This window comes from Streptomyces sp. PSU-S4-23 (genome assembly GCF_055632315.1).
In genome coordinates, this window is the sequence record NZ_JBVMUU010000002.1 from 5,327,248 (window position 1) to 5,352,819 (window position 25,572).

Consider the following 25,572-nt stretch of genomic DNA (forward strand, 5'->3'; position numbering starts at 1 on the left):
CCGCCGGGCCCGATTCGGCCCGCACCTGTTGCCCCACCAGTTCCTGACCGGCCCCGAAGACCTGAGAGAATGGTGAACATGGCTTCAGACAGTCCCCGTGTGCTCTCCGGCATCCAGCCGACCGCCGGCTCGTTCCACCTCGGCAACTACCTGGGCGCCGTCCGCCAGTGGGTGGCCCTTCAGGAGACCCACGACGCGTTCTACATGGTCGTGGACCTGCACGCGATCACTGTCCCGCAGGACCCCGCGGACCTGCGCGCCAACACCCGCCTGGCCGCCGCCCAGCTGCTCGCCGCCGGGCTCGACCCGGACCGGTGCACGCTCTTCGTCCAGAGCCATGTCCCCGAACACGCCCAGCTCGCCTGGGTGATGAACTGCCTCACCGGCTTCGGCGAGGCGAGCCGCATGACCCAGTTCAAGGACAAGTCCGCCAAGCAGGGCGCCGAGCGCGCGAGCGTGGGCCTGTTCACGTACCCGATCCTCCAGGTCGCCGACATCCTGCTGTACCAGGCCAACGAGGTGCCGGTCGGCGAGGACCAGCGCCAGCACATCGAGCTGACCCGCGACCTCGCCGAGCGGTTCAACGGCCGCTTCGGCGAGACCTTCACCATCCCGCGGCCGTACATCCTCAAGGAGACCGCGAAGATCTACGACCTCCAGGACCCGTCGATCAAGATGAGCAAGTCGGCGTCCACGCCGAAGGGCCTCATCAACCTGCTCGACGAGCCGAGGACCACCGCGAAGAAGGTCAAGAGCGCCGTCACGGACACGGACACCGTGATCAGGTACGACGTGGAGCACAAGCCGGGCGTCAGCAATCTGCTGACCATCTACGCGACCCTCACCGGAACCGGTGTCGCGGAACTGGAGCAGAAGTACGCCGGCAAGGGCTACGGTGCGCTCAAGACGGACCTCGCCGAGGCCATGGTCGACTTCGTGACCCCGTTCCGGGAGCGCACCCAGCAGTACCTGGACGACCCCGAGTCCCTCGACTCGATCCTGGCCAAGGGCGCGGAGAAGGCCCGCGCCGTCGCCGCGGAGACCCTCGCCCAGGCGTACGACAGGGTCGGGTTCCTGCCCGCCAAGCACTGATCCGGCAGGACCGGTCTCCCGGCGGCACGTCCCATCGCCGTACAGTCGGTAGTCACTCCTGCCCGCGACGAAGGCCGGGCACCCGAAGAACCGGAAACCGGAGGAACCGGTCACCGGAAGAACCGGAAGCCGGCAGAACCCGAAGCCCCCAGAAGAACACCGAAGAACGCCGAAGACCACTGAACGACACCAGCACGACGACAGGAGACGACGTGGGGACCGTAACGATCGGCGTGTCGATCGCGGTCCCGGAGCCTCACGGCAGCCTGCTCCAGGAGCTGCGCGCGGGCTTCGGCGACGCCGCGGCTCACGGCATCCCCACGCATGTCACCCTGCTCCCGCCGACGGAGGTCGACGCCTCCGCGCTGTCCGCGATCGAGGCGCACCTCGTCGAGGTGGCGGCGGCCGGGCGCCCCTTCCCGATGCGGCTGTCGGGGACGGGCACGTTCCGTCCCCTGTCGCCCGTGGTCTTTGTGCGGATCGCCGAGGGCGCCGAGGCGTGCGCGTGGCTGCAGAAGCAGATCCGGGACGCCTCCGGGCCGGTGGCGCGCGAGCTGCTCTTCCCCTACCACCCGCATGTCACGGTGGCGCACGGCATCGACGACGCGGCGATGGACCGGGCGTACGAGGAGCTCGCCGACTACGAGGCCGAGTGGCCGTGCACGGCCTTCGGGCTGTACGAGCAGGGCGCGGACGGCGTCTGGCGCAGGCTGCGGGAGTTCGCCTTCGCGGGCGCGGTGGTGCCGCCGCAGGCGGCCCGGTCGGAGGACGCCTCCCTGCCCGCCCCCTGGGCATAGACCCCCGGACCCCGGACCCCCTAGACCGGCAGCCACCGGAACACCGGCCGCGGCACATGCCGCAGCGCCGACATGACCAGCCGCAGTGACCCCGGTACCCACACCGCCTCCGACCGCCTCCGCAGCCCCAGGTCGATCGCGGCGGCGATCCGCTCCGGCGTGGTGGACAGCGGTCCGTCCCCCCGTCCCGCGCCGCCGCGCCGGCGGACGGACCCGGGGCGCACGACCATGACGTGCACGCCGGTGCCGTGCAGCGCGTCGCCCAGGCCCTGTGCGAACGCGTCGAGCCCGGCCTTGCTGGAGCCGTAGATGAAGTCCCAGCGGCGGGCCCGCTCGCCGGCGACCGACGACAGCACCACCAGCGAGCCGTGGCCCTGCTCCTGGAGGGCGCGGGCGCACACCAGGCCCGCCGAGACGGCGCCCGTGTAGTTGGTCTGCGCGACGCGCGCCGCGGCGACCGGGTCGCGCTCGTCGGTCGCCTGGTCGCCGAGCACGCCGAAGGCGAACAGCACCAGGTCGATGTCGCCCTCCGCGAACACCTTGCCGAGCGCGCTCTCATGGCTCCCGCTGTCGAGCGCGTCGAAGGCGACGGTACGGGTGTCGGCGCCGAGCTCACGCAGATGGTCTGCGGCCCGCTCCAGCTCCGGGGAGGGGCGCCCGCCCAGCCATACGGTGCGGGCGCGCCGTGCGATGAGCCGGCGCGCGGTGGCCAGCGCGATCTCGGACGTACCGCCGAGGATCAGCAGGGACTGCGGGGTGCCGAGGGCGTCCTTGTGGGCAGGCATGATCGTGACCGTATCGCCGCAAAACGGGCATAACTCTCTCATATCCCCACTCGCTACGGGGCCTCACCGGAATGGGCGACGCACGGAGTCCCGCCGACGGTGCGGTGCCGGGCGGCTTCGGGGGTACCCGGACACCGATCGTCCGCGGCTCCGTGCGAGAGACCGCACCCAGGGGCCACGAGGGGAGAGTCGGATCATGGACTGGCTGAAGAGGCTCCCCGTCGTCGGGCCGCTGGTCACCCGCCTCATGGTCACGCACGCCTGGCGGTCCTACGAACGCCTCGACCGCGTGAAGTGGACCAGGCTCGCCGCCGCGATGACGTTCATCAGCTTCGTGGCCCTCTTCCCGCTGCTCACCCTGGCCGCCGCGATCGGCGCCGCGACGCTCAGCACCTCCCAGCAGAACAAGCTGCAGAGCAAGATCGCCCAGCAGTTCCCCGGCATCTCCGGACAGCTCGACATCCACGGCCTGGTCCAGAACGCCGGCACGGTCGGCGCCATCTCCGCGGCCGTGCTGCTGCTCGCGGGCATCGGCTGGGTCGGGCAGGTCCGCGACTGCCTGCGCGCGGTGTGGGAACTGCCGGACGGCGACGAGAACCCGCTGGTGCGCAAGGTGAAGGACGGCGTGGTGCTCATCGGTTTCGGCGGCGCGGTCCTGGTCACCCTCGCCGCGTCCACCCTCGCCTCCGCGCTGGTGGGCCGGGCGGCCGGGCAGCTCGGCCTGGACGAGGGCGGCTGGGGCACCGTGCTGCTGCGCGTCGCCGCGTTCGCCGTCGCCGCCTGCGCCGACTTCCTGGTCCTGCTGTACGTGCTCACGCTGCTGCCCGGCGTGGAGCCCCCCAGGCGGCGCCTGCTGATCGCCGCCCTGATCGGCGCGGTCGGCTTCGAACTGCTGAAGCTGCTGCTCAGCGGCTACATCCAGCAGGTCGCCTCGAAGAGCATGTACGGCGCCTTCGGGGTGCCGGTGGCGCTGCTGCTGTGGATCAACTTCACCGCGAAACTCGTGCTGTTCTGCGCCGCCTGGACGGCCATCCGGAACAACGGGGCGGATGTCACGGGCGCGTCCGGCGGCGTACCAGATCAGGCAGCGGCCAGCGGCGGTTGACCAGGAACGCGCCCCCGCCGAGCAGTATGAGAAGGCCGCCGACGAGGGCGAGCGCCACGCCGATGCCACTGGAGCCGCCCTGCTTCACCGAGGCGGCCACCGGCTTGGCGGAGCTCCTGCCCGCACCGGAGGCGGACGGGTTCGCGCCGGGCTGCCCGGCGGCGCTCCTCGGGGCGACGAGTTCGCCCACCGGCGTCACCTTGCCGGCCGCGCCGAAGCCCCAGTCGAGCAGCCGGCCGGCCTCCCGGTAGACCTCGTTGTGCTCGTGCCTCTCCGGGTTCATGACCGTGACGAGCAGCACCCTGCCGTCGCGTTCGGCCACACCCGTGAAGGTCGCGCCCGCGTTGGTGGTGTTGCCGTTCTTCACACCCGCGATGCCCCGGTAGGGGGAGATGTCGTAGTCCCCGGCCAGCAGCCGGTTGGTGTTCTGGATCTCGAAGGACCCCCGGGTCCTCTTGCCCTTCGTCACCTTGGTCTCGCCCGGGAACTCGGTCCGCACCGTCGCGCAGTACTCCCGGAAGTCCTTCTTCTGCAGCCCGGACCGGGCGAACAGCGTCAGGTCGTAGGCCGAGGAGACCTGCTTGGGGGCGTCATAGCCGTCGGGGCTGACCACATGGGTGTCGAGGGCCTGGAGCTCCTCGGCGTGCGCCTGCATGTCCCTGACGGTCTGTTGGACCCCGTTGTTCATCGCGGACAGCACGTGCACCGCGTCGTTGCCGGAGCGCAGGAAGACCCCCAGCCACAGATCGTGAACCGTGTAGGTCTCACCCTCCTTTATCCCGACCAGGCTGGAGCCGGCGCCCATGCCGGCCAGGTCGGAGGGTGCCACCCTGTGCTGCTCGGTCCTCGGGAACCTGGGCAGCACGGTGTCGGCGAACAGCATCTTCAGGGTGCTCGCCGGGGGCAGCCGCCAGTGCGCGTTGTGGGCGGCCAGCACGTCACCGGACTCGGCGTCGGCGACGATCCAGGAGCGCGCGGTGATGTCCTTGGGAAGCACCGGGGCACCGCTGCCGAGGTTCACCTGGGTGCCCGGCCTGCCGAGCAGTTCCCCGCCGACGGTCGACATCACCGCCGGGGGCGTGGCCGACGGAGTGGCCGCCGGGCTCCTCCTGCCGGCGAAGGCGGTCGCCGGGGTGGCGAGTGCGAGGGACAACACGACGGCGGAGGCGACCGCGAGGCGGCGGCCGGTGATCTTCTTCAAGGCGGACACGGACGCGAAAGTACAGGGTGCGGAGCCGGAAGTCCCGCCGCATCCCGGCCGATGCCGCCCACCCCGCGATGAACGGCCACCGGGAAGCGGCGATACTGAACGCATGCCGGCATCGGATGCCCGGCGCAGTGACGAAAGGCCCCGTCTTGTGAAACTCAGCCGTCCCGTCTCCTGGTTCCTGCTCGCCTTCGGGGTGTGGAGCTGGGTCATCTGGATCACTTTCGTCAGGAACCTGTGGAAGGACGCGAGCGGCCTCGCGTTCGATGACGCGGGGGATCCGACGGCGTACTTCTGGGTGCATCTGGCGCTCGCCGTCGTCTCCTTTGTCTTGGGGACCGTCATCGGCGTCATCGGGTTCCGCGGACTGCGCGCGTTGCGACGTACGCCATAGCGACGGGGGGACAGGGACGCAGTGGTCGTCGTCTTCGGGCTGGTCGCCCTGGCGGTCCTGGCCGCCTTCGCGGCGCTGCACCGCTACGCGTGGCTCCGGCTCGTCCGTGACACGACCCGCGGGCCGGGCCTCGCCCGGCGCGCCGGAACGGTGGTGTTCACCGCCGGACCCGTGCTGACCGTCGGGGCCCTGGCCGCCGAGGTCGCCGGGGCTCCCTTCTGGCTCCAGCGTGTCCTGGGCTGGCCGGGCTTCCTGTGGATGGCGCTGTCCCTCTACCTGCTGCTGGCGCTGGTGGCGGGGGAACTCCTGCGGCCGCTGGCGCGCCGGCTGGTGGAGCGCCGGCCGAGGGTGCGGGAGACGGCGCCGAGCCCGGCACCGGTGCCGGTGGGGCCGGGAGCGATGCCGGTGGGCCCGGGATCGGTGGCCCCGGAACCGGCCGGAACGGAACCGGAACCGGAACCGGCGGATACGGCACCCGGGGACCCGCAGTCCCCGTTGCCGGAGGACGCCGCCGGACCCCCGTCCCGCCGGCTGTTCGTCTCCCGGCTCGTGGGCGGGGCCGTGGCCGCCGCCGCGGCCGGCACGGTGGGCTACGGCACGTACGGCGTGCTCCGTGGCCCCGCCGTGAAACGCGTCACGGTCGCGCTGGCCAGACTGCCGCGCTCCGCGCACGGCTACCGGATCGCCGTGGTGAGCGACATCCACCTCGGCCCGGTGCTCGGGCGGGGCTTCGCACAGCGCGTGGTGGACACGATCAACTCCACACAGCCGGACCTGATCGCGGTCGTCGGCGACCTGGTCGACGGCAGCGTCAAGGACCTCGGCCCGGCCGCCGCACCGCTGTCGCGGCTGAGGGCCCGTCACGGCAGCTACTTCGTCACCGGCAACCACGAGTACTTCTCCGGTGCGGACCAGTGGGTCGAGGAGGTGCGCCGGCTCGGCCTGCACCCGCTGGAGAACGCCCGCACCGAACTGCCCGCCTTCGATCTGGCCGGCGTCAACGACCTGGCGGGCGAGCGGCAGGGCGAGGGCCCCGATTTCACCAAGGCGCTCGCCGACCGCGACCCCTCGCGCGCCGTCGTCCTGCTGGCCCACCAGCCGGTCCAGATCCACGAGGCGGTACGGCACCACGTGGACCTCCAGCTCTCCGGCCACACCCACGGCGGCCAGCTCTGGCCCGGCAACCTCGTCGCGGCCGCCGCCAACCCGACGGTCGCGGGCCTGGACCGCTACGGCGACACCCAGCTGTACGTGTCCCGGGGCGCCGGCGCCTGGGGGCCGCCGACGCGGGTGGGCGCGCCCTCGGACATCACGGTGATCGAGCTGGCGTCCCTCCACGCATGACGGGCCCTCACGGGGTCACGGTGTGCACACCGCGTACACCGTGAGGGTGCGCGCGACGGGGGAGATGACCTGCCAGCCGGTGGCCGGCGTGGTGGCCGTGTACCCGACCGGCCCCAGGTAGTCGTAGTTGGCCGTGCCTCCTGACAGGTTCCGGACACCACCGCCGACGGCGAAGGTGCCGGCCGGGCACAGCACGGTGGCCGTACCGGTGGAGGTGGTGGCCGAGACGACCCTGCTCTGGGCGCCGGTGCCCCCGCCCTGCGGGCCCTGCGCCCCCGTCTCGCCCTGGGTGCCCTGGAAGCCCTGTGGCCCGATGGCCCCCTGACTGCCCTGGGGGCCCTGAGCGCCCGTGTCGCCCTGCGGTCCGGAGGCACCCTCCACACCCTGCGGCCCGGTCAGGCCCTGGGGGCCCTGTACTCCGGTGTCACCCTGGAAGCCCTGGGGACCGGGAACGCCTTCGGTGCCCTGGAAACCCTGCGGACCCTCCACACCCTGCGGGCCCGTGGCCCCGGTGTCGCCCTGGGGTCCCGGGACGCCTTGGGGGCCGAAGTCGCCCTGGACACCTTGGGGGCCGATGTTGCCTTGGGAGCCTTGGCTGCCGGTGTCGCCCTGGTGGCCCTGGAGGCCCTGGGGGCCCGTGTCGCCTTGGGGGCCTGCGCTGCCGATGTCGCCTTGGGTGCCTTGGGGGCCTGAGCTTCCGGTTTCGCCCTGGGGTCCCTGGAAGCCCTGAGGACCGAAGTCGCCTTGGGAGCCTTGGCTGCCGGTGTCGCCCTGGGTGCCCTGGAGGCCCTGGGGGCCCGTGTCGCCTTGGGGGCCTGCGCTGCCGATGTCGCCTTGGGTGCCTTGGGGGCCTGAGCTTCCGGTTTCGCCCTGGGGTCCCTGGAAGCCCTGAGGACCGAAGTTGCCTTGGAAGCCCTGGGCGCCGATCTCGCCCTGGGTGCCCTGGACACCCTGCGCTCCGGTTTCGCCCTGGGTGCCCTGCGCACCCTGCACGCCCTGCGGGCCTCCGGCCGGGCCCGGTTCTCCCTGCGGCCCTTGGGGACCGTTGGGTTCGCCCTGTGGGCCTTGCGGACCCTGCTTGCCGGGATCGCCTTGCGGGCCCTGGGCGCCCGTGTCTCCCTGGGCGCCGTGGGTGCCCTGGGGTCCTTCGAAGCCCTGGGGACCGAAGCTGCCCTGGGGGCCGACGGGGCCGTGGTCGCCTTGGGGGCCTTGGGTACCGGCGCCGGTGTCGCCCTGGTGGCCTTGGGTGCCCTGGGGGCCTTGGGCGCCGGTGTCGCCCTGGACGCCGGTGGTGCCCTGGGGTCCTTCGAAGCCCTGGGGGCCGAAGCTGCCCTGGGGGCCGACGGGGCCGAAGTCGCCTTGGGGGCCTTGGGTGCCGGCGCCGGTGTCGCCCTGGTGGCCTTGGGTGCCTTGGGGGCCTTGGGCGCCGGTGTCGCCCTGGACGCCGGTGGTGCCCTGGGGTCCTTCGAAGCCCTGGGGGCCGATGACGCCCGCCGGGCCCGTGGCACCGGTGTCGCCCTGCGGTCCCGAGGAGCCCTGGGGGCCGAAGTCGCCCTGGAACCCTTGGGGACCCAGGGGACCTTGCGGGCCTTCGGCCCCGGTGCTGCCCTGTGGTCCCTCGGAACCCTGGGGGCCGGTGTCGCCCGCCGGGCCCTGCGAGCCGGAGGCGCCCTGGGTGCCCTCCACGCCCTGGGGCCCCTGGGTGCCCGCAGCGCCGACGTCGCCCTGCGGTCCCTGGAAGCCCTGCGGCCCGAAGGCCCCCTGACTGCCCTGGGCGCCGGTTTCGCCCTGCGGGCCCTGCGTGCCAGGACCGCCCTGAGCGCCTTCCGCTCCCTGAGCACCCTGCGGACCCTGCGGACCGCCGAACGCCCCCTGCGGACCCTGCGGCCCCGTGTTGCCCTGCGGGCCCTGGGCACCCTGGGGACCCTGCGGGCCCTGGGGACAGCGGCCGTCATGGCCGTGGTCGTGTGAGGAGTAACCGCAGTCGTCGCGCGGGTCGTCGACGCCATGGGCCTGAGCGGCCGTCGCGGACGACAGCCCGGCCAGCACGGCCAGCGTTCCGGCCGCGGAGAAACGGGTGGCGGTACCGATCCAGGATCCGCGCAGTGACTTTCGGCTCATGGTGTGGGGACCTCCTCGGCAACCGGAGGCCGGGGGGCGCGCATCCGGGCCTGGGCGCGGCGAAAGGTCCCCCCGTCCGGTGGGCCGGTTGCCAGTTGATTGATGGCGTGTGTCGTGTCTACCTCACGACGGCCGGGGCCGCGTACGACCACTCCCGGGGCCATGGATGGTCGAAGGACGGAACACACGAACGGCGTACCCCCGTCCACCCTCGTCGGCCCACCCCCTGTGTCACCGCTGCTCCGTGCCCAGCGCGTCGCGCAGCACCGCGACGGCCCGGGCGACGGCGGCACGGGTCGCCCGGGTGCCGCCGTGCATGCAGAGCACGACCGGGAGGGGTCCCGGGGGCCCGTGGAGCCGGGGGCCGGACGATGCGCACCCCGACGTCTCCGGTGCCGGCGGGCACCGTGGCCGTCGAGCACCTTCCGGGCCCGGTCGGCGGGGGTCCGGCCGGTGCCCGCATCCGCTGTGCCCCGGCGGGGACCCCGTCCTCCCGGGCCGGGCGGCAGCGGTGACGTGGCCGGCCGAAACCCGGCGGTGACACCCGCTGGGTAAGACCTTTCTTAGTTCGGCGGATCTCTCTTCCGTCGCTCCAAACCCTGTGATTGGGTGATCCGCGCCACAGGGGAGTGGCGTGCGCTGAGGGCCTGGGGAGGGCGCCGATGCGATCCGTTCGCATGCGGATCCTCGCGACCGTGCTGGTGGCGGGCGCGGGAGTGGGCGGCTGGCAGTTGCTGCCGGCCAAGGAGAACACCGACAGGACCATCACGGTCGGGACGACGGACGCCGTCACGTCGCTCGATCCGGCGGGGGCCTACGACGCCGGGTCCTGGGCCCTGTTCAGCAACGTCTTCCAGACACTGCTGACCTTCGAACCGGACGGCGCGGAACCCGTGCCGGACGCGGCCCAGCAGTGCGGCTTCGTGGGCAGCGACCTGCGCACCTACCGCTGCACGCTCCGCAAGGGCCTCACCTTCCCCAGCGGCCGCACCATGACCGCCGAGGACGTCAAGTACTCCTTCGACCGGGTCAAGCGCATCAACTCCGACGTGGGCCCCGCGACCCTGCTCGACACCCTCGGTCCGGTCGACGCCGCGGGGCTCACCGTCACCTTCCACCTGTCCTCGCCCGACGCGACCTTCCCGTTCAAGGTCGCCACCGGCGCCGGGTCGATCGTCGACCGCACCCGGTACCCGCGCAAGGCGCTGCGCACGGACAACGGTGCCGACGGGACGGGGCCCTACACCCTGACGTCGTACACGAAGGACGACAAGGCCGCCCTGCGGCCCAACGCCCGCTACCGGGGCGCCGTCGAGGACACCGGCCGGCCGGTGGTGCTGCGCTACTACGAGGACCCCGCAGCCCTGGAGAAGGCGTGGCAGGCGAAGGACGTCGACGTCGCCACCCGCCAGCTGCCGCCCGCCGTGCTCGCCGGCCTCAACCCCAGCGATCCCGGCCGGCGCGTCAGCGAGTCCGACAGCGCCGAGACCCGCAACCTGGTGCTGAACACCTCCGCCCGCTCACCGCTGCACGACCGCCGCGTCCGCCAGGCTGTCGCCGCGCTCATCGACCGCGAGAAACTGGTCAGCACGGTGTACGACGGCACCACCGACCCGCTCTACTCGCTGATCCCGGCGGGGATCACCGGGCACACCACGTCCTTCTTCGACACCTATCCCAAGCCCGACCCCGCGAAGGCCCGCGCCCTGCTGACCGCGGCGGGCGTGAAGACACCCGTCCGCTTCAGCTACGGCTACGCCCGGGGCCGGGGCGCCGCCGCCGAGGAGGCCGCCGAACTGAAGCGGCAGCTGGAGTCGAGCGGGCTGTTCAAGGTGGACATCGCGGGCTACGAGTGGACCGACTTCCAGAAGCGGTACGCGAGCGGCGGGCTCGACGCGTACGCGGTCGGCTGGGTCGCCGACTTCCCCGACCCGGACAACTTCAGCGGCCCGCTCGTCGGCACCGGCAACAGCATGAAGAACGGCTACAGCAGCAAGGCCGTCGACGCTCTGATCCGGGACAGCCAGCAGTACTCGGACCGCAGCCGCGTCACCGCCGACTTCGAGCAGGTGCAGCAGCTCGTGGCCCGGGACGTGCCGCTGATCCCGCTGTGGCAGGCGAAGGAGTACGTCGTCGGCAGCGAGGACGTCGGGGGCGGGCAGTACCTGTCGGACGGCACGGGCGTCTTCCGCCTCTGGCGGCTGACCTGGATCTGACGCCGGATCACCCGTCGTCCCGGTCCCTGCCGTGTCCCCGCGCCGGCAGCGTCACCGTCACCGCCAGCCCCTCGCCCGGCGCCGTCCGCACCCCCACCTCGCCACCGTGCGCGGCCACCACGCCCTGCACGATCGCCAGCCCGAGCCCGCTGCCCGCGCCCGGGCCCACACGGAAGAACCGGTCGAAGACGCGTGCCGCGTCCTGCTCGGCGAGGCCAGGCCCCTCGTCGGCCACGCACAGGCGCACCACCCCGTCCGCGCGCTCCAGACCGAGCCGCACCGGCACATCGGCGGGCGTGTGGGTGCGGACGTTGCCCACGAGGTTGCCGAGCACCTGCCGCAGCCCCGACTCGTCCGCCCGCACCAGCAGCGCGCCGTCCGCGGCCACCGTCACCGGACGCTCCGGCTGCTGGGCGCGCAGATCCTCCGCCGCGTCCCGCACCAGACGGCTCAGGTCGACGTTGCGGAAGCGGAGTTCCGGCTGCCGGTCGAGGCGGGCGAGGGTGAGGAGCTCGTCGACCAGCCGGCCCATCCGGTCCGCCTCGGCCATCATCCGCTCCCAGGACCGTTTCCTCTCGTCCGGGTCGGTCAGCATCCCCTGGTCGTAGAGCTGGAGGTAACCGCGTATCGCCGACAGGGGTGTGCGCAGCTCGTGCGAGGCGTCCGCGACGAAGCGGCGGAGCTGGGCGGCGCTGCGCTCCCGCGTCCGGTAGGCCGACTCCACCTGATGGAGCATGGAGTTGAGGGCCGTGCGCAGCTGCTCGACCTCCAGGGAGGTGTCCTTGCTGGACGGCATGCGCCGGGTCAGATCGCCCTCCGCGATCGCGGACGACGTCTCCACCATGTCCTCCAGCGGCCGCATCCGGCGCCTCACGCTGATCATCGTCAGCGCGGCGAGCAGCGCCAGCAGCAGGCTGCCGATGGTGAGATCGAGCTTGAGCGCCTTGGCGACGCCCTTGTGCAGCACCGCGGTGGAACGGGCCAGCAGCACGTACGCGCCGTCGGCGAGCCGCACCCCGGTCACCCGGTAGGGGTCGCCGCGCAGCTGGAGGTCGTGCGGCGTCCCGTCCCGGACGAGCGCGGCCGGGTCCCCGGCCTCGGCGGCGAGCGCCTGCTGGATGGCGGTGGGCTTCAGCCCGGCGACGGGGAGCACCGTGCCGTCCCCGCCGACGGCCACGAAGATGCTGTCCGGGTTCGGCGAGTCGCCGCTGTGCGGCAGCAGCCGGTCGCGGACGAGCGCGAGCGCGGCCAGCGAGTCGATCTCCCGCATGGTCAGGTGTGAAGCCGCCAGCGAGGCACGGGACTTGGTCAGCTCGGCGTCGATCTGTCCGAGCACGTAGTGCCGCATGCCCATCAGGCTGAACGCCGTGGCCGCGACGATGCCGAGCGCCAGCAGCCCCACGTTCGCCAGCGTCAGCTTGCCCCGCAGGGAGCGGATGCCGCGCGGCCGCGGCAGCCGCGGCATCCGCGGGAGCCGGAGGAGGGTCATGCCAGCCCGTATCCCACACCCCGCCGGGTGGTGATCACCGGCGGTCCGAGCGGCTCCAGCTTGCGGCGCAGATAACTGATGTACGTCTCCACGACCGTCGACTCGGCCGGCGTGTGCTCGTACTGCCACACATGGCGCAGCAGCTGGTCCTTGGGCACGATCCGTCCGCCGTTGCGCACCAGGAAGCGCAGCAGCGCGTACTCGGTGGGGGTCAGCTCGACCGTGTGTCCCGCGCGGTGCACCGAGTACGTCGTCTCGTCCAGCTCCAGGTCGCCGTAGCGCAGCGGCGGGCGCTGCGGCAGGACGTCGTCGGCGTGGGGGAGGGTGCGGCGCAGCACGGCCCGTACCCGGGCGACCACCTCGTCGATGTTGAACGGCTTGGTGATGTAGTCGTCACCGAAGCCGAGCGCGCCGACGATCTCGGCGGGCGCGTCGCGCGCGGTCACGAAGACCAGCGCCAGATCCGGCCGCCGGGCGCGCAGTTCACGTCCCAGCGCGCGCCCGTCGCCGTCCGGCAGCATCACGTCCAGCAGGGCGGCGTCGGGCCTGGTGCGCTCCGTGAGCGCGAGCGCCTCGCGCACCGTGCGCGCGGTCATCACCTGGAAGCGGTGGTAGCGCAGGGCGATCGACAGGACGTCCGCGATGCTCTCCTCGTCCTCGACGACGAGCACGGTCGCCCCCTCGTGCGTGCCCGGGTGTGCCCCCTCGCGCGCCGGCTCGTTGACGGTCATGCCCCCAGTATCCGCACGCGCCCGGACCCGTGGGCGTGGGCGTGCTTTGGAGTTCCTTGAGAGTCGGCGCGGATCATGTCCGTCCGGGCACGCCAGTGCCGATGCTGGTGGTCCAGGACCCGGGGGACCCTGATGAAGGAGCGTAGAGCGTGACGACAATGGCGCGGTGGTGCTACCGGCACCGGCTGCTGGTCCTGTTGCTGTGGGTGGGGGCGCTGCTGGGAGTGGGCGCGGCGGCCTCCGCCGGGGGCGCGGACTACGCGAACGTCTTCTCCCTGCCCGACACGGATTCCAAGAGCGCCTACGACCTCATGGAGAAGGCGTTCCCGAAGGCCGCGGGCGACACCGACACGGTGGTGTGGAAGGTCGACCGGGGCTCGGTCCGTGACCGGTCCGTACGGGACCGCATCGAGCCGGCGCTGGCGAAGATCGGGCGGATGGAGGGGGTCGGCGCGGTCGCCGGCCCGTACACCGGGCCCCGGGGGGCGGCGCAGATCAGCCGGGACGGCACCATCGCCTACGCGCAGATCACCTTCACGGAGCGGGCGAACGCCGTGCCCAAGGAGCTGGTGCAGGACGTCGTCGACACCGCCCAGGGCGCCCGCGGCGACGGTCTGCGGGTGGAGCTGGGCGGCCAGGCGATCGCCCGGATCCAGCAGCCGCCCGCCGGCCTGTCCGAGATGGTCGGCATCGTCGCGGCCGCCGTCGTGCTGTTCCTCGCGTTCGGCTCGCTCTTCGCGATGCTGCTGCCGATCGCCGTCGCGGTCTTCGGCGTCGGCATAGGACTGTTCTCCACCCAGCTGATCAGCCATGTCACCGACGTGCCCGACATCGCCCCGCTGCTCGCCTCGCTGATCGGCCTGGGCGTCGGCATCGACTACGCGCTGTTCATCGTCACCCGGCACCGGCGCGGCATCCTGCGCGGCCTGGATCCGGAGGAGTCGGCCGCCGTCGCCCTGAACACCTCGGGCCGGGCCGTGCTGTTCGCGGGCGGCACCGTGTGCATCGCCCTCGCCGGGATGCTCGTGACGAACCTGCGCTTCCTCGACGGTGTGGTCATCGGCACCTCGCTCACGGTCGTGATGAGCGTGCTCGCGGCCGTCACCCTGCTTCCGGCGCTGCTCGGGCTCCTCGGCCCGCGGGTGCTCAGCCGCCGGCAGCGGCGGCGGCTGGCCGCGCAGGGGCCCGAGCCGGAGCGGGCCAGCGGGCTCGCGGCCCGCTGGTCGGGACTGGTGCAGCGGCGTCCCCGGGTCATCGCCGCGCTCGCCGTGGTCTTCATGGTGGTGCTCGCGCTGCCCGTGCTGTCCCTGCGGCTCGGCGCCACCGACCAGGGCAACGACGACGCGTCGACCACGACCCGGAAGGCGTACGACCTGCTCGCCGAGGGCTTCGGCCCCGGCTTCAACGGACCCCTCCAGGTGGTGTCCACCCGCGGTGACACCCCCACGCTCGTCAAGGACATCAGCGGCACCCACGGGGTGGCCCGGGCCGTCGCGCTGCCGCCCGCCAACGGCGTGACCGTGATCCAGGTGGTGCCGACCACCTCGCCGCAGTCCGAGGAGACGGACCGGCTCATCGACACCCTGCGCGACGACGTGATCCCGCGGGCGGGCGCGACCGCCCATGTCGGCGGGGTGACCGCGGTGTCGAAGGACTTCGCGTCCGTCACCGGCGACCGGCTGCCGTACTTCGTCGCGACCATCATCGGACTCGGCTTCCTGCTCCTGCTGATCGCGTTCCGCTCGCTGGTGGTGCCGCTGACGGCCGCCGTGATGAACCTGATCGCCGCCGCCTCGTCCTTCGGCGCCCTCGTGGCGATCTTCCAGTGGGGCTGGGGCCTGGACCTGCTGGGACTGGGCAAGGAGGGCCCGATCCAGGCGTTCCTGCCGATCATCATGCTTTCCCTGCTCTTCGGCCTGTCGATGGACTACCAGGTGTTCCTGGTGAGCCGGATGCACGAGGAGTGGGTGCACACCGGGGACAACGCCCGCGCGGTCCGCGTCGGCCTCGCGGAGACCAGCCGGGTCATCAACTCCGCGGCCCTGATCATGGTCTGTGTCTTCCTCGCCTTCGTGCTCAGCGGCAACTCGGGCGCGGCGATGGCGGGTGTCGGGCTTGCGGCGGCGGTCGCGCTGGACGCGTTCGTGCTGCGCACCGCGCTGGTGCCGGCGGCGATGCATCTGCTCGGCAGGTCGAACTGGTGGCTGCCGCGCTGGCTGGACCGCCGGCTGCCGCACCTGGCGGTGGAGCCGGCCGAGGAGCCGCGCAAGGAGCCGGCGGAGAGCGCGGGTCCGGGCGGTGCGAGCGCCGTGCACGGGTTCGTCCGGGACGCGGAGGGCGACCCGGTCGGGGGAGCGGCCGTGACGCTGCTGTCCACGGGGGGCCGCCAGCTGGACCGGGTCATGTCGCTGGCCGACGGCTCGTACATCCTCGCGGTCCCGGCGCCGGGCACCTACCTCGTCGCGGTGACGGCGTCCTCGTACGGATCCCGGGCCCGGCACGTGGTGCTCGGGCAGGAGCCGCTCGTGTACGACGTGGAGCTGACCGGTGACGAGGTGGACGCGGTGAACTGACGGGCCGTGCCCGTGGTCACTCGGGGGCGCTCGCGTCGGCGGACGCGGGCGCCCCTTTCGCCCTCGCCGGATCCGGCAGGACCCCGGCCATCCCGGGCAGGAAGTCCGTGAACAGTTCGTGCACGTCGTGGACCAGGGGACGCAGCACCCGGAACCGGGACAGGGTGACGCCCCGCGCGGTCAGCCGGGCGCCGCGCTCGGCGAGCCGGTAGCTGCGCTCACGGCCCTCCGTCCGGTCGAAGATCCAGTACAGGACGAGGCCCATCTGGGACAGCCACATCAACTCCGGCAGCACGTCCCGCAGTTCCTCCGGCACTCTCGCACCCGACCCCGCCAGCACCTCCCGGTGGACGTCGATGGCCTCGGCGCGCGCGTGCTCCGACTCGGCGGAGAAGGGGCTGAGCGGGCTGTCCGGGTCGGCGGCGTTCTTGAAGAACTGCACCGCGAACTCGTGGTACGGCGTCGCGACGTCCAGCCACGCCTTCAGCACACCGGTGAGCCGGGCCGTCAGATCGGTCTCCCGGTCCAGGACCTCCCGGACGGCCGCCCGGTGCTCGGCGGCGATGCGGTCGTAGAACCCCTGGATCAGATGTTCCTTGCCGGCGAAGTAGTAGTACGCGTTGCCGACGGAGACCCCGGCCTCTTGGGCGATGGCCCGCATGGTCGTCCGGTCGTACCCGCGCTCCCGGAACAGCCGCATAGCCGTCTGCAGGATCAGGGCGCGGGTCTGTTCGGACTTGGTGGGCACGGGAGGAGAGCCTAACGAGCGGCCGGCCGCCGTCCCGGGGCGGGGAGAGACCGGAGGACGGATCACTCGTCGGTGTGAGGAGCGGCGGCGGACCGCTTCGACCGGCCCGCTTCGAGGATCTCGGCCACGTCCAGGGTGACCTTGGCACCGAGGGAGTCGGGGAGGGTGACGAGTTCGCCGGGTGCGTGGACGCGGTGGTTGGCGTACCCGTCGTGCGCGGGGTCGGTGAGGACGTGGAGGCGCTGGTGCTTCCGGTCGACGACGGCGTAGACAGGGATCTTGGCGGTGGCGTAGGCGGCGACCTTGTCGTGGAGATCGATCCTGTAGTTGCTGGAGGTCACTTCCAGGACGAAGCGAAAGGTGACCGGGTCGTAGCAGTTGTTCTCGACCAGGTGGTCCTGGAAGTCGGCGTCCACGACGGCAAGGTCGGGAATCGCGTAGTCCTCGCGCCCGTCAGGGAGCCATAGGCCGATGCCCTGGAGCACCCTCGACTCCGGTCCGTGCAGCCCCGCTGCCAGGAAGGGCAGCATGAGATCGGTGAGAGCGATGGCGTGGCCACCGTCCGGGGGCGGGGACACGAGGATCTGGCCTCCGATGATCTCGACGCGGTAGCCCGGATGCCGCTCCATGATCTCGTCGGCCAGTTTCGTCAGCGGCCGATCGCCGGAGCGCCACTCGACAGGTGATGCGGACATCGCGTGCCTCCCGTGGGCTGGTGTCGAGAACATCATGGTAGGCCGACGGCGCCCTCGCGTCCTTGGTGATCACGTTCACCCGATCGTGTGCCCATACGCCCGAGGGCCCCGTATCCAGCGGAAACGGGGCCCTCGGGGGTCGGTCGCAACCGGCCTCAGATGCGGCGCGTGATCAGCGCCCTCTTCACTTCCTGGATCGCCTTCGTCACCTCGATGCCGCGCGGGCAGGCGTCCGTGCAGTTGAACGTGGTGCGGCAGCGCCACACGCCGTCCCGGTCGTTGAGGATCTCCAGGCGCTGCTCGCCGGCCTCGTCGCGCGAGTCGAAGATGAAGCGGTGCGCGTTGACGATGGCCGCCGGGCCGAAGTACTGGCCGTCGTTCCAGAACACCGGGCACGAGGAGGTGCAGGCGGCGCACAGGATGCACTTCGTCGTGTCGTCGAAGCGCTCGCGGTCGGCCGCCGACTGCAGGCGCTCACGCGTCGGCTCGTTGGTGTCCTTCGTGATCAGGAAGGGCATCACGTCCCGGTACGCCTGGAAGAACGGCTCCATGTCCACGACCAGGTCCTTGAGGACCGTCAGGCCCTTTATGGGCTCGACCGTGATCGGCTTGTCCGGGTTGATGTCCTTGATCAGCGTCTTGCAGGCCAGACGGTTCTTGCCGTTGATCCGCATGGCGTCCGAGCCGCAGATGCCGTGGGCGCAGGAGCGGCGGAAGGTCAGCGAGCCGTCGAGGTCCCACTTGATCTTGTGGAGGCCGTCGAGGACGCGTTCCTTCGGGTCGATCTCGATCCGGAAGTCCTCCCAGACCGCGTCCGCCGAGACCTCCGGGTTGAAGCGGCGGATCCGGAAGGTGACCGTGATGTAGGGGGAGGCGGCGGAACCGGAGGCGGCCGCCTCCTCCTTGTCCAGAACGGGGGTAGCCATCAGTACTTACGCTCCATCGGCTGGTAGCGGGTCTGGACGACCGGCTTGTAGTCGAGACGGACGGACTCGGTGCCGTCGGCGCCCACCTCGTGGTACGCCATGGTGTGGCGCATGAAGTTGACGTCGTCGCGGTTCGGGTAGTCCTCGCGGTAGTGACCGCCGCGGGACTCCTTGCGGGCCAGGGCCGACACCGCCATGACCTCGGCCAGGTCCAGCAGGTTGCCCAGCTCGATGGCCTCCAGCAGGTCCGTGTTGAACCGCTTGCCCTTGTCCTGGATCGCCACGTTCCGGTAGCGCGCCCTGAGTTCGGCGATCTTCTCGACGGCCGTCTTGATCGTCTGCTCGGTGCGGAACACCATGACGTTCGCGTCCATGGTCTCCTGCAGCTCGCGCCGCAGTTCCGCCACGCGCTCGGTGCCCGTCGACGACCGCAGCCGCTCGATCTGCTCGACCACGAAGCGCTCCGGGTCCTCCGGCAGCTCGACGAAGTCCGCCTTCTGCGAGTACTCCGCCGCCGCGATGCCGGCCCGGCGCCCGAAGACGTTGATGTCCAGCAGCGAGTTGGTGCCGAGGCGGTTGGCGCCGTGGACGGACACGCAGGCGACCTCGCCGGCCGCGTACAGGCCCGGGACCACCGTGGTGTTGTCCGCCAGGACCTCGCCCTCGACGTTCGTCGGGATGCCGCCCATCGCGTAGTGCGCGGTCGGCTGGATCGGGATCGGGTCCGTGTAGGGCTCGATGCCCAGGTAGGTGCGGGCGAACTCCGTGATGTCGGGCAGCTTGGCGTCGAGCTGCTCCGGCGGGAGGTGGGTGAGGTCCAGGTAGACGTGGTCGCCCTCGGGACCGCAGCCGCGGCCCTCGCGGATCTCCGTGTAGATGGAGCGGGACACGACGTCACGGGACGCCAGGTCCTTCATCACCGGCGCGTACTTCTCCATGAAGCGCTCGCCGTCCTTGTTGCGGAGGATGCCGCCCTCGCCGCGCGCGCCCTCGGTCAGGAGGATGCCCATGCGCCAGATGCCGGTCGGGTGGAACTGGAAGAACTCCATGTCCTCCAGCGGCAGTCCCCGGCGGTAGACGGCCGCCTGGCCGTCACCGGTCAGCGTGTGCGCGTTCGACGTGACCTTGAAGAACTTGCCGCAGCCGCCGGACGCGTAGATCACGGCCTTCGCCTGGAAGACGTGGATCTCGCCGGTCGCCAGCTCGTAGGCCACCACACCGGCCGACCTCTTGACGCCGTCGACCTCGGTGATCAGCTGGTCGAGGACGTAGAACTCGTTGAAGAACTCCACGCCCTCCTTCACGCAGTTCTGGTACAGCGTCTGCAGGATCATGTGGCCGGTGCGGTCGGCCGCGTAGCAGGAGCGGCGGACCGGGGCCTCGCCGTGGTTGCGGGAGTGACCGCCGAAACGGCGCTGGTCGATCGTCCCGTTCGGGGTCCGGTTGAACGGCAGGCCCATCTTCTCCAGGTCGAGGACGGAGTCGATGGCCTCCTTCGCCAGGATCTCGGCGGCGTCCTGGTCGACCAGGTAGTCACCGCCCTTGACCGTGTCGAAGGTGTGCCACTCCCAGTTGTCCTCCTCGACGTTGGCCAGCGCGGCGGCCATGCCGCCCTGCGCGGCGCCCGTGTGGGAGCGGGTGGGGTACAGCTTCGTCAGCACGGCGGTGCGGCTGCGCTTCGTCGCCTCGATGGCGGCGCGCATGCCGGCGCCGCCGGCGCCGACGATGACGGTGTCGTACTTGTGGATCTTCATGATTCTCGCAGCCCCGTGCCTAGCGGATGTTCGGGTCGAAGGTGAAGATCACCAGCGTGCCCAGCAGGATGGTGAACACCGTGGCGGTGTACAGCAGGCCCTTCAGCCACAGGCGCGTGTTCGTCCGCTCGGCGTAGTCGTTGATGACGGTACGCAGGCCGTTGGCGCCGTGCAGCATCGCGAGCCACAGCATGCCGAGGTCCCAGGCCTGCCACCACGGGGAGGCCCAGCGGCCGGCCACGAAGGCGAAGCCGATCTTGGTGACGCCGCCGTCGAGCACGAGCTGGATCAGCAGGTGGCCGAGGACCAGGACGACCAGCACGATGCCGGACAGGCGCATGAACAGCCAGCCGTACATCTCGAAGTTGCCGCGGGTCGACTTCGGGGTCTTCTTGGTCCGCTTGCGGGGGGCCTCGATCACCGGCGCCGGGTTGTCGGCGTCGTACAGCGGGGCGCCCTCGACGGGGCCGATGCCGGAGGCGGTGGTTTCAGTCGTGGACATGCGCGTCAGCTCCCGAACAGTTCACGAGCGGCGTGACCGAGGACGGGGTAGATCGCCCCGAGCATCAGCACGATCCACACGCCGAGGACGGTCCACAGCATCTGCCTCTGGTAGCGCGGGCCCTTCGACCAGAAGTCGACGGCCACGACACGCAGGCCGTTCAGCGCGTGGAAGAGGATGGCGGCGACGAGGCCGTACTCCAGCACGGCGACGATCGGCGTCTTGTACGTGGAGACGACCTTGTCGTAGGCCTCGGGGGAGACACGCACGAGAGCGGTGTCCAGGACGTGTACGAACAGGAAGAAGAAGATGAGGACGCCGGTGACTCGGTGAGCCACCCAGGACCACATTCCTTCCCGGCCGCGGTACAGCGTTCCAGCCGGCACGGAAGAACCCTCCGGGAGCGGGGACTAGGGCCGCGCCGGCTTCTGGGTCGGTCGGGCCCGGCCGGGTACGGTCCACCGGCCCTCAGCATCCTAGCGACGAGTCGGCGGATCGCTTACGGCGGCCGTACCGATGTGATCAAACCGGCAATCAAACGAGCACGGACGGGCTAGTCGGCGGACCGGTGACCGGGCGGGGGCTGCTCGCGTCCCCCGGCGCGGGCGGTCGCGGCCGTGCGTCGTCGCAGGTCCGCCGCGCTCAGGGGGTGTGGTGCAGCGCCGGCCGCCCGCAGGGTGCCCGCAGCAGCCGCGTCAGCCGTCCCCGCGCCAGCCGCCGCAGCTCCTCGGCCGCCAGCAGCCGCTCCTCCTCCGGATCGTTCGCCAATCGTGATCGGATGGCGGCCAGGACCCCGTCGGCGGCCTCCTCGGGCGCCACGTCGTCCAGGCAGATGATGAACACATGACCGAACCTGCTCTCGTAGGCGGCGTGTGCCGCGTCGAGGGCGGTCCGGGCCGCCGAGTACGCGCCGTCCGGGAGTGCCATGAGCGACTCGCCGGCCAGCGCCTCGGAGAGGTCCGCGGGCGTGAGGTCGTAGGCCGCCTCGTCGGCCGCGGCGAGCAGGGAGCCCAGGTCGGGATAGGGGCGGTGCTCGGCGACGCGGTGGGCCCAGCGCAGGCTGCGGCAGCAGGCGAGGAGGGCGCGCCGGGCCTCGTCGGAGGCCGCGGAGTTGAACACCTCCAGGCCCGTGGGGGCCTCCGCGCGGTGTTGCACCGGCAGGGCGGTGTGGCCGGGGAGGTGAGGGAGACGGTGCGGATGCAGCGTGGGTCCTCGGCGGGAGGCGCGCGTGACGTCCCGTGGGCATCGCGTGCGGATCGGCAGGGGAGGGTGCGTGGAGTGCGCCGTCACGGTACCGACGGCGGTCGGGCGGATGTCCAATCGTTGTCCGGATTTCACCCGGATGGGAGAGTTTTGGAACGCTGGGTGGACGGTCGCGCGGGTGGCGGCCGTAGGTTCGGGAGAGCAGCGGAGCCTGGAGGTGAGTGGTGTGCGATCTAAGGCCGGATGCATACGGACGGGCGGGCCGGGTGAGGTGCCGCCCGGTCGTCCGGACACGGCGTTGCCGTACCCGGGCGCGGCGCGGGGAGGGGCAAAGTGACCGGCCGCAGGCGGCGGGTCTCCCGCAGGAAGACGTCCGGGAGGCGCAACCGGTTGCTGCTGGGCGGCGGGATCCTCGTCGCGGGTGCGGTCGCGGCCGCCGTGGCCCTCTGGCCGTCCGGCGACGGCTCGCCGGACGGGACCGGCGCCTCCGCGGGCACGTCGGCCTCCCCCACGGGGCCGGTCGCACCCATGGGGTCCGCCGGCACCTCCGTCCCGTCCCCGGCCCGCACCTACCCCCTCTCGCAGACGCCCCGCACCATCCCCGCCGTCCGGGAGCACACCCCGGCGCGCGGCCCCGGCTGGCGGCCCGCCGCCGCGGCCCGGGTGGTCGTCGACGACGACGCCCTGGCCGACGAGGGCCGGCTGCTGGCCGGAGAGCTGAGGATGGGGTACGCCGGGCGGACGGCCGCCCGCGCCGGGGACGTCGAGCTGGGACTGGCCGGCGGCGGCGACCGGGAGTCGTACACGATGACCGTCCGCGCCGGGCGGGTGCGGATCACCGGACCGGGTGAGGCCGGGGTGTTCTACGGGACCCGCACCCTCAAGCAGGAGGTGCACGGCGGCGGCACCGCGCCCGAGGGCGTCGTCCGCGACGCGCCCGCCAAGCCACGGCGCGGGTTCATGCTCGACATCGCGCGCAAGTACTACACGGCCGGCTGGATCGAGGACCGCATACGGGAGCTCGGCGACCTGAAGTACAACGAACTGGGACTGCACTTCTCCGACGACCAGGGCTTCCGCATCGAGTCCGGCACGCATCCGGAGGTCGTCTCCCGGCAGCACCTCACCAAGGCGCAGGTGCGCGGGATCGTCGCCCTCGCCACCAGCCGGCACATCACCGTCGTCCCCGAGATCGACTCCCCCGGGCACCTCGGCGCCGTGATCGCCGCCCATCCCGACCTCCAGTTGCGAGCCGCCTCCGGCACCCCCGCCCGCGGGGCGGTCGACATCTCCAAGCCCGCGGCCGCGAGGATCGTGGACGACCTGCTGGGCGAGTACGCGAGCCTGTTCCCGGGCCCCTACTGGCATCTGGGCGGCGACGAGTACCGGGCGCTGGCGGTGCCGAACCCGGCCGCCTCCTACCCGCGGCTCGCCGCGGCGGCCAAGGCCCGCTACGGGCCGAACGCCGGCGTCGCGGACCTCGCGACCGGCTGGCTCAACGACCGTGCGGCCGTGCTGCGCCGCCACGGCCGGACGGTGCGCGCCTGGAACGACGGGTTCTACCGGACGAGCGCGGTGCAGCCGGCCAAGGGCCTCGACGTCGCGTACTGGACCGGGAAGGAGATCGGCGCCCGGCGTCCGGCGGAGTACCTGGGCGCGGGCCGCACGCTGCTCAACTACAACGACGCCTACCTGTACTACGTGCTGGGCCAGCCGCAGACCTTCGTGTACCCCACCGGGCAGCGGATCTACGAGCAGTGGACCCCGCGCGTGCTGCGGGGCTCCACCGCGGTGCCCGCGCGCTACGACCGGCAGATACTCGGCGGCGTGTTCGCGGTGTGGTCCGACCGCGCGACCGCGCAGACGCAGAACCAGGTCGCGGCCGGGATCCGGATGCCGCTGCGGGCCACCGCGCAGAAGCTGTGGGACGCGGGGAAGCCGGCGCTGCCCTGGGCGCAGTTCCGGCAACTGGCCGGCCGGCTGGGGTGAGAGAGGGCCGCAGGCGCGGTTGGCCGAAAACCCCTTGTTCCCAATCAGTCGCCGACAGGGCGTGGTGCCCCGGTGACACTCCCGGTAGGTTGCACGCAGTAAGGGGAAATGCGGGCTCCGTTGACATGAGGCGCCCCGTCAAGGCGTTTCGAGGAGGCGTGATGAGCCTGGTGGACCTGATCGCACAGGCGGACAGGCGTGCGCTCGCGGCAAGCGGTCTGGCTTGTTTGGATCGGTGTGTTCCGCTCCTCGGAGGCGACGACGAGATCCTGCGGCCGCTGTGGTCGAGCCTCGTCGCGGGGCAGGAGTGGCAGGAGCGGGTCGCCAAGGCGCGGGCCGAACTGGCCGCCGGGGAGATACCCGACGGCGACGCCGATTGTGCCTTCGAAGCCGAGGCCGCGCGGCTCGCCCGCCGCATGCTGGACACGTTCCCCGAGCGGCCCACCACCGAGGCGCTGCGCCAGTGGGCGGACGCCTGCTCGGTCGCCGCGCTGCAGGTCCACCAGCTGCTGGACCCCGCCGAGGACACCTCCCCGGTCGAAGCCCGCCGTGAGGGCGGCACGGAGGGCATGCCGCCCCTGGTCGCCGCCGAACTGCGCCGCCAGATCACCGTGCTCGAACTGCTCGCCGGGCACGGCCCGAACGGGCTGCGCCACGCCCTGGAGGTGTCCACGGAGGGGCGGCGGGTGCTGCGGGCCGTCGTGTCGCGGCGGGCGCGCGGGCGGGCGTGAGCCCCGCCGGCGCTCACCGCATCAGCCGCTTCACCACCGCGTCCCCGTACTCGGCGGTCTGGGCGTAGAAGGCCCTCAGGTCCCGGTGCGCCGACTCGAAGGCGCACCGCGTCTCGGCCTCCGTGGCGCTCCCGCCGTACCGGGGCAGCAGATGGTCGCGGGCGAGCCGCCACAACGCCTCGAAGTCGGTCGTCGTGAGGAACGCGGCCACCCGCGCCGCCCGCGCCGCGGGGAGCAGCAGAAACGGCGGACCCTCCCGGTCGCCGGGGAACACCGGGGCGCCGCCGAGCACGACGTCGTTCCGCGGACCGTTCTCCTCGGGGCGGGACGGGGCGCAGGCGTAGAACAACTCCTGGTCCAGGTAGCGCCGGTCGAGGACTTCCTCGCGGTGCCGGTCGACCCGTCGCCGCACCGTGTCCCAGTCGTCCTCGAAGAGCCTCTGCAGCCAGTTCGCGCTGTTGCGCAGTGCCGGGGCCGGCACCGAGCGGAGGTGGAAGTACATGCTCATCACAGAAGGGAGCGCACACCGCGGCTGAACCGTCACTTCCGCGAAAACCCCGCTGGTGAGGGGGACTTGTGACACTCATGGGGCGGAGGCGGGCCGGTCCTGTGCCGGTTGCGGCGACCGCTCGGATCATGGTGACGAAAAGGCCGCCGACCTCGCTGTCCCGTACGTGACGACACAGCAGGAGACCAGGCCCCATGCCGCCGCGAAGCCGGCGCGATGGGCGGCGGACACGGTGGCGGCGATGCGTGAGGGCGCGGGGCTGCGGCTCGACTACTCGGCGCAGAGCCTGTGGCGCGTGGACCGGTTGATCGAGGAGATACGGCGGGAGGGGGCACCGTACGACGCCGTGGAGAGCGCGCTGCGGGGATTCGGCGCCTACGCGGGCGAGGTGATCGTCCGTCAGACCGGCGCCGAGTGGTGGGCGTCCGGCGGGGACCACTGGGTCCGCGCCCCGAACGGCTCGCTGTGGGACCCGATCGACGAGGCCCGCCGCTGCTTCACCGGGCACGGCTCGCTGCGCCTGCTGTGCCGGGACGCGACGGCCGGGGCGCGGACCGCGTAGGGCGGGCGGGCGGCGGCTGTGACACTTCGGCGGGGCGCGACGCTGTTGACCATGGGGGCGCCGCCGCGCGCCCCGCACGGTGCGGGTTCACCACAGCTCG

Annotated in this window: 23 protein-coding genes; 10 read left to right on the plus strand and 13 right to left on the minus strand. The window is 72.1% G+C overall.

Features of this window, described 5'->3' with window-relative positions; genetic code table 11:
• The first annotated feature begins 78 nt into the window (after positions 1 to 78).
• Together trpS and ACZ79I_RS24480 are read left to right on the plus strand one after the other, a co-directional pair.
• On the plus strand, positions 79 to 1,092 hold the full coding sequence (gene trpS / locus ACZ79I_RS24475) for a tryptophan--tRNA ligase (protein WP_471499607.1): 1,014 nt from the start codon (positions 79 to 81) through the stop codon (positions 1,090 to 1,092).
• A gap of 212 nt (positions 1,093 to 1,304) precedes the next feature.
• Complete coding sequence (locus tag ACZ79I_RS24480) at positions 1,305 to 1,889, plus strand: 2'-5' RNA ligase family protein (protein ID WP_471499608.1); 585 nt, start codon at positions 1,305 to 1,307, stop codon at positions 1,887 to 1,889.
• A gap of 20 nt (positions 1,890 to 1,909) precedes the next feature.
• Here ACZ79I_RS24480 and ACZ79I_RS24485 read toward each other — a convergent pair whose 3' ends face one another.
• Entirely contained in the window at positions 1,910 to 2,674 is a 765-nt protein-coding gene (locus tag ACZ79I_RS24485; protein WP_471499609.1) for a decaprenylphospho-beta-D-erythro-pentofuranosid-2-ulose 2-reductase, read from the minus strand.
• 196 nt (positions 2,675 to 2,870) lie between these two features.
• On the opposite strand from ACZ79I_RS24485, the gene ACZ79I_RS24490 reads away from it, so the two are divergent.
• The gene (locus ACZ79I_RS24490) at positions 2,871 to 3,779 is read left to right on the plus strand and encodes a YihY/virulence factor BrkB family protein (protein WP_471499610.1); all 909 of its coding nucleotides are present in this window, start codon (positions 2,871 to 2,873) and stop codon (positions 3,777 to 3,779) included.
• On the opposite strand, the gene ACZ79I_RS24495 is transcribed toward ACZ79I_RS24490, so the two are convergent.
• Complete coding sequence (locus ACZ79I_RS24495) at positions 3,727 to 4,989, minus strand: D-alanyl-D-alanine carboxypeptidase family protein (RefSeq protein ID WP_471499611.1); 1,263 nt, start codon at positions 4,987 to 4,989, stop codon at positions 3,727 to 3,729. The two genes, ACZ79I_RS24490 and ACZ79I_RS24495, sit on opposite strands and share 53 nt — an antisense overlap.
• Positions 4,990 to 5,137: 148 nt before the next feature.
• Between ACZ79I_RS24495 and ACZ79I_RS24500 the strand changes: the two genes are divergently transcribed.
• Together ACZ79I_RS24500 and ACZ79I_RS24505 are read left to right on the plus strand one after the other, a co-directional pair.
• Positions 5,138 to 5,380 (plus strand): SCO4848 family membrane protein, encoded by a 243-nt coding sequence (locus tag ACZ79I_RS24500; RefSeq protein WP_381089098.1) that lies wholly within the window; start codon positions 5,138 to 5,140, stop codon positions 5,378 to 5,380.
• 21 nt (positions 5,381 to 5,401) lie between these two features.
• On the plus strand, positions 5,402 to 6,724 hold the full coding sequence (locus ACZ79I_RS24505; RefSeq protein WP_471499612.1) for a metallophosphoesterase: 1,323 nt from the start codon (positions 5,402 to 5,404) through the stop codon (positions 6,722 to 6,724).
• Positions 6,725 to 6,739: 15 nt separating this feature from the next.
• Here the strand turns inward: ACZ79I_RS24505 and ACZ79I_RS24510 are convergent, their stop codons facing one another.
• Complete coding sequence (locus ACZ79I_RS24510; protein ID WP_471499613.1) at positions 6,740 to 8,845, minus strand: collagen-like domain-containing protein; 2,106 nt, start codon at positions 8,843 to 8,845, stop codon at positions 6,740 to 6,742.
• A 662-nt stretch (positions 8,846 to 9,507) separates the two neighbouring features.
• On the opposite strand from ACZ79I_RS24510, the gene ACZ79I_RS24515 reads away from it, so the two are divergent.
• Positions 9,508 to 11,061, plus strand: coding sequence for an ABC transporter substrate-binding protein (locus tag ACZ79I_RS24515; protein ID WP_471499614.1), 1,554 nt, complete (start codon positions 9,508 to 9,510; stop codon positions 11,059 to 11,061).
• Positions 11,062 to 11,068: 7 nt separating this feature from the next.
• Here ACZ79I_RS24515 and ACZ79I_RS24520 read toward each other — a convergent pair whose 3' ends face one another.
• Together ACZ79I_RS24520 and ACZ79I_RS24525 are read right to left on the minus strand one after the other, a co-directional pair.
• Positions 11,069 to 12,550: a sensor histidine kinase gene (locus ACZ79I_RS24520; protein ID WP_471499615.1), complete on the minus strand. Its 1,482-nt coding sequence runs from the start codon at positions 12,548 to 12,550 to the stop codon at positions 11,069 to 11,071.
• Positions 12,547 to 13,281 carry a response regulator transcription factor gene (locus tag ACZ79I_RS24525; RefSeq protein WP_471499616.1) on the minus strand — a complete coding sequence of 245 codons (735 nt, stop codon included), beginning with the start codon at positions 13,279 to 13,281 and terminating at the stop codon, positions 12,547 to 12,549. The genes ACZ79I_RS24520 and ACZ79I_RS24525 overlap by 4 nt, the downstream gene beginning before the upstream one ends.
• Positions 13,282 to 13,439: 158 nt before the next feature.
• Here ACZ79I_RS24525 and ACZ79I_RS24530 point away from each other — a divergent pair, with 158 nt between their 5' ends.
• Complete coding sequence (locus tag ACZ79I_RS24530) at positions 13,440 to 15,854, plus strand: MMPL family transporter (protein ID WP_471505192.1); 2,415 nt, start codon at positions 13,440 to 13,442, stop codon at positions 15,852 to 15,854.
• A 16-nt stretch (positions 15,855 to 15,870) separates the two neighbouring features.
• Here the strand turns inward: ACZ79I_RS24530 and ACZ79I_RS24535 are convergent, their stop codons facing one another.
• The 7 genes from ACZ79I_RS24535 to ACZ79I_RS24565 form a co-directional block, all read right to left on the minus strand.
• The gene (locus ACZ79I_RS24535) at positions 15,871 to 16,602 is read right to left on the minus strand and encodes a TetR/AcrR family transcriptional regulator (protein ID WP_471499617.1); all 732 of its coding nucleotides are present in this window, start codon (positions 16,600 to 16,602) and stop codon (positions 15,871 to 15,873) included.
• 62 nt (positions 16,603 to 16,664) lie between these two features.
• Positions 16,665 to 17,297, minus strand: coding sequence for a Uma2 family endonuclease (locus tag ACZ79I_RS24540; protein WP_471499618.1), 633 nt, complete (start codon positions 17,295 to 17,297; stop codon positions 16,665 to 16,667).
• A 155-nt stretch (positions 17,298 to 17,452) separates the two neighbouring features.
• Positions 17,453 to 18,223, minus strand: coding sequence for a succinate dehydrogenase iron-sulfur subunit (locus tag ACZ79I_RS24545; protein WP_381088908.1), 771 nt, complete (start codon positions 18,221 to 18,223; stop codon positions 17,453 to 17,455).
• Entirely contained in the window at positions 18,223 to 19,977 is a 1,755-nt protein-coding gene (sdhA, locus tag ACZ79I_RS24550; RefSeq protein WP_471499619.1) for a succinate dehydrogenase flavoprotein subunit, read from the minus strand. Before sdhA ends, ACZ79I_RS24545 begins: the two co-directional genes overlap by 1 nt.
• Before the next feature lie 19 nt (positions 19,978 to 19,996).
• Complete coding sequence (locus ACZ79I_RS24555; protein WP_471499620.1) at positions 19,997 to 20,479, minus strand: succinate dehydrogenase hydrophobic membrane anchor subunit; 483 nt, start codon at positions 20,477 to 20,479, stop codon at positions 19,997 to 19,999.
• A gap of 5 nt (positions 20,480 to 20,484) precedes the next feature.
• Complete coding sequence (sdhC, locus tag ACZ79I_RS24560; RefSeq protein ID WP_381088918.1) at positions 20,485 to 20,865, minus strand: succinate dehydrogenase, cytochrome b556 subunit; 381 nt, start codon at positions 20,863 to 20,865, stop codon at positions 20,485 to 20,487.
• Between the two features lie 256 nt (positions 20,866 to 21,121).
• Positions 21,122 to 21,742, minus strand: coding sequence for a 2-oxo-4-hydroxy-4-carboxy-5-ureidoimidazoline decarboxylase (locus ACZ79I_RS24565; protein ID WP_471505194.1), 621 nt, complete (start codon positions 21,740 to 21,742; stop codon positions 21,122 to 21,124).
• A gap of 273 nt (positions 21,743 to 22,015) precedes the next feature.
• Here ACZ79I_RS24565 and ACZ79I_RS24570 point away from each other — a divergent pair, with 273 nt between their 5' ends.
• A complete protein-coding gene (locus ACZ79I_RS24570) occupies positions 22,016 to 23,671 on the plus strand; it encodes a beta-N-acetylhexosaminidase (protein ID WP_471499621.1) in 1,656 nt (551 codons plus the stop codon).
• A 161-nt stretch (positions 23,672 to 23,832) separates the two neighbouring features.
• Positions 23,833 to 24,402: a hypothetical protein gene (locus tag ACZ79I_RS24575; RefSeq protein ID WP_471499622.1), complete on the plus strand. Its 570-nt coding sequence runs from the start codon at positions 23,833 to 23,835 to the stop codon at positions 24,400 to 24,402.
• 13 nt (positions 24,403 to 24,415) lie between these two features.
• On the opposite strand, the gene ACZ79I_RS24580 is transcribed toward ACZ79I_RS24575, so the two are convergent.
• Positions 24,416 to 24,910 carry a DUF1877 family protein gene (locus tag ACZ79I_RS24580; protein ID WP_471499623.1) on the minus strand — a complete coding sequence of 165 codons (495 nt, stop codon included), beginning with the start codon at positions 24,908 to 24,910 and terminating at the stop codon, positions 24,416 to 24,418.
• A gap of 166 nt (positions 24,911 to 25,076) precedes the next feature.
• On the opposite strand from ACZ79I_RS24580, the gene ACZ79I_RS24585 reads away from it, so the two are divergent.
• A complete protein-coding gene (locus ACZ79I_RS24585) occupies positions 25,077 to 25,472 on the plus strand; it encodes a hypothetical protein (RefSeq protein ID WP_471499624.1) in 396 nt (131 codons plus the stop codon).
• Positions 25,473 to 25,572 lie beyond the last annotated feature (100 nt).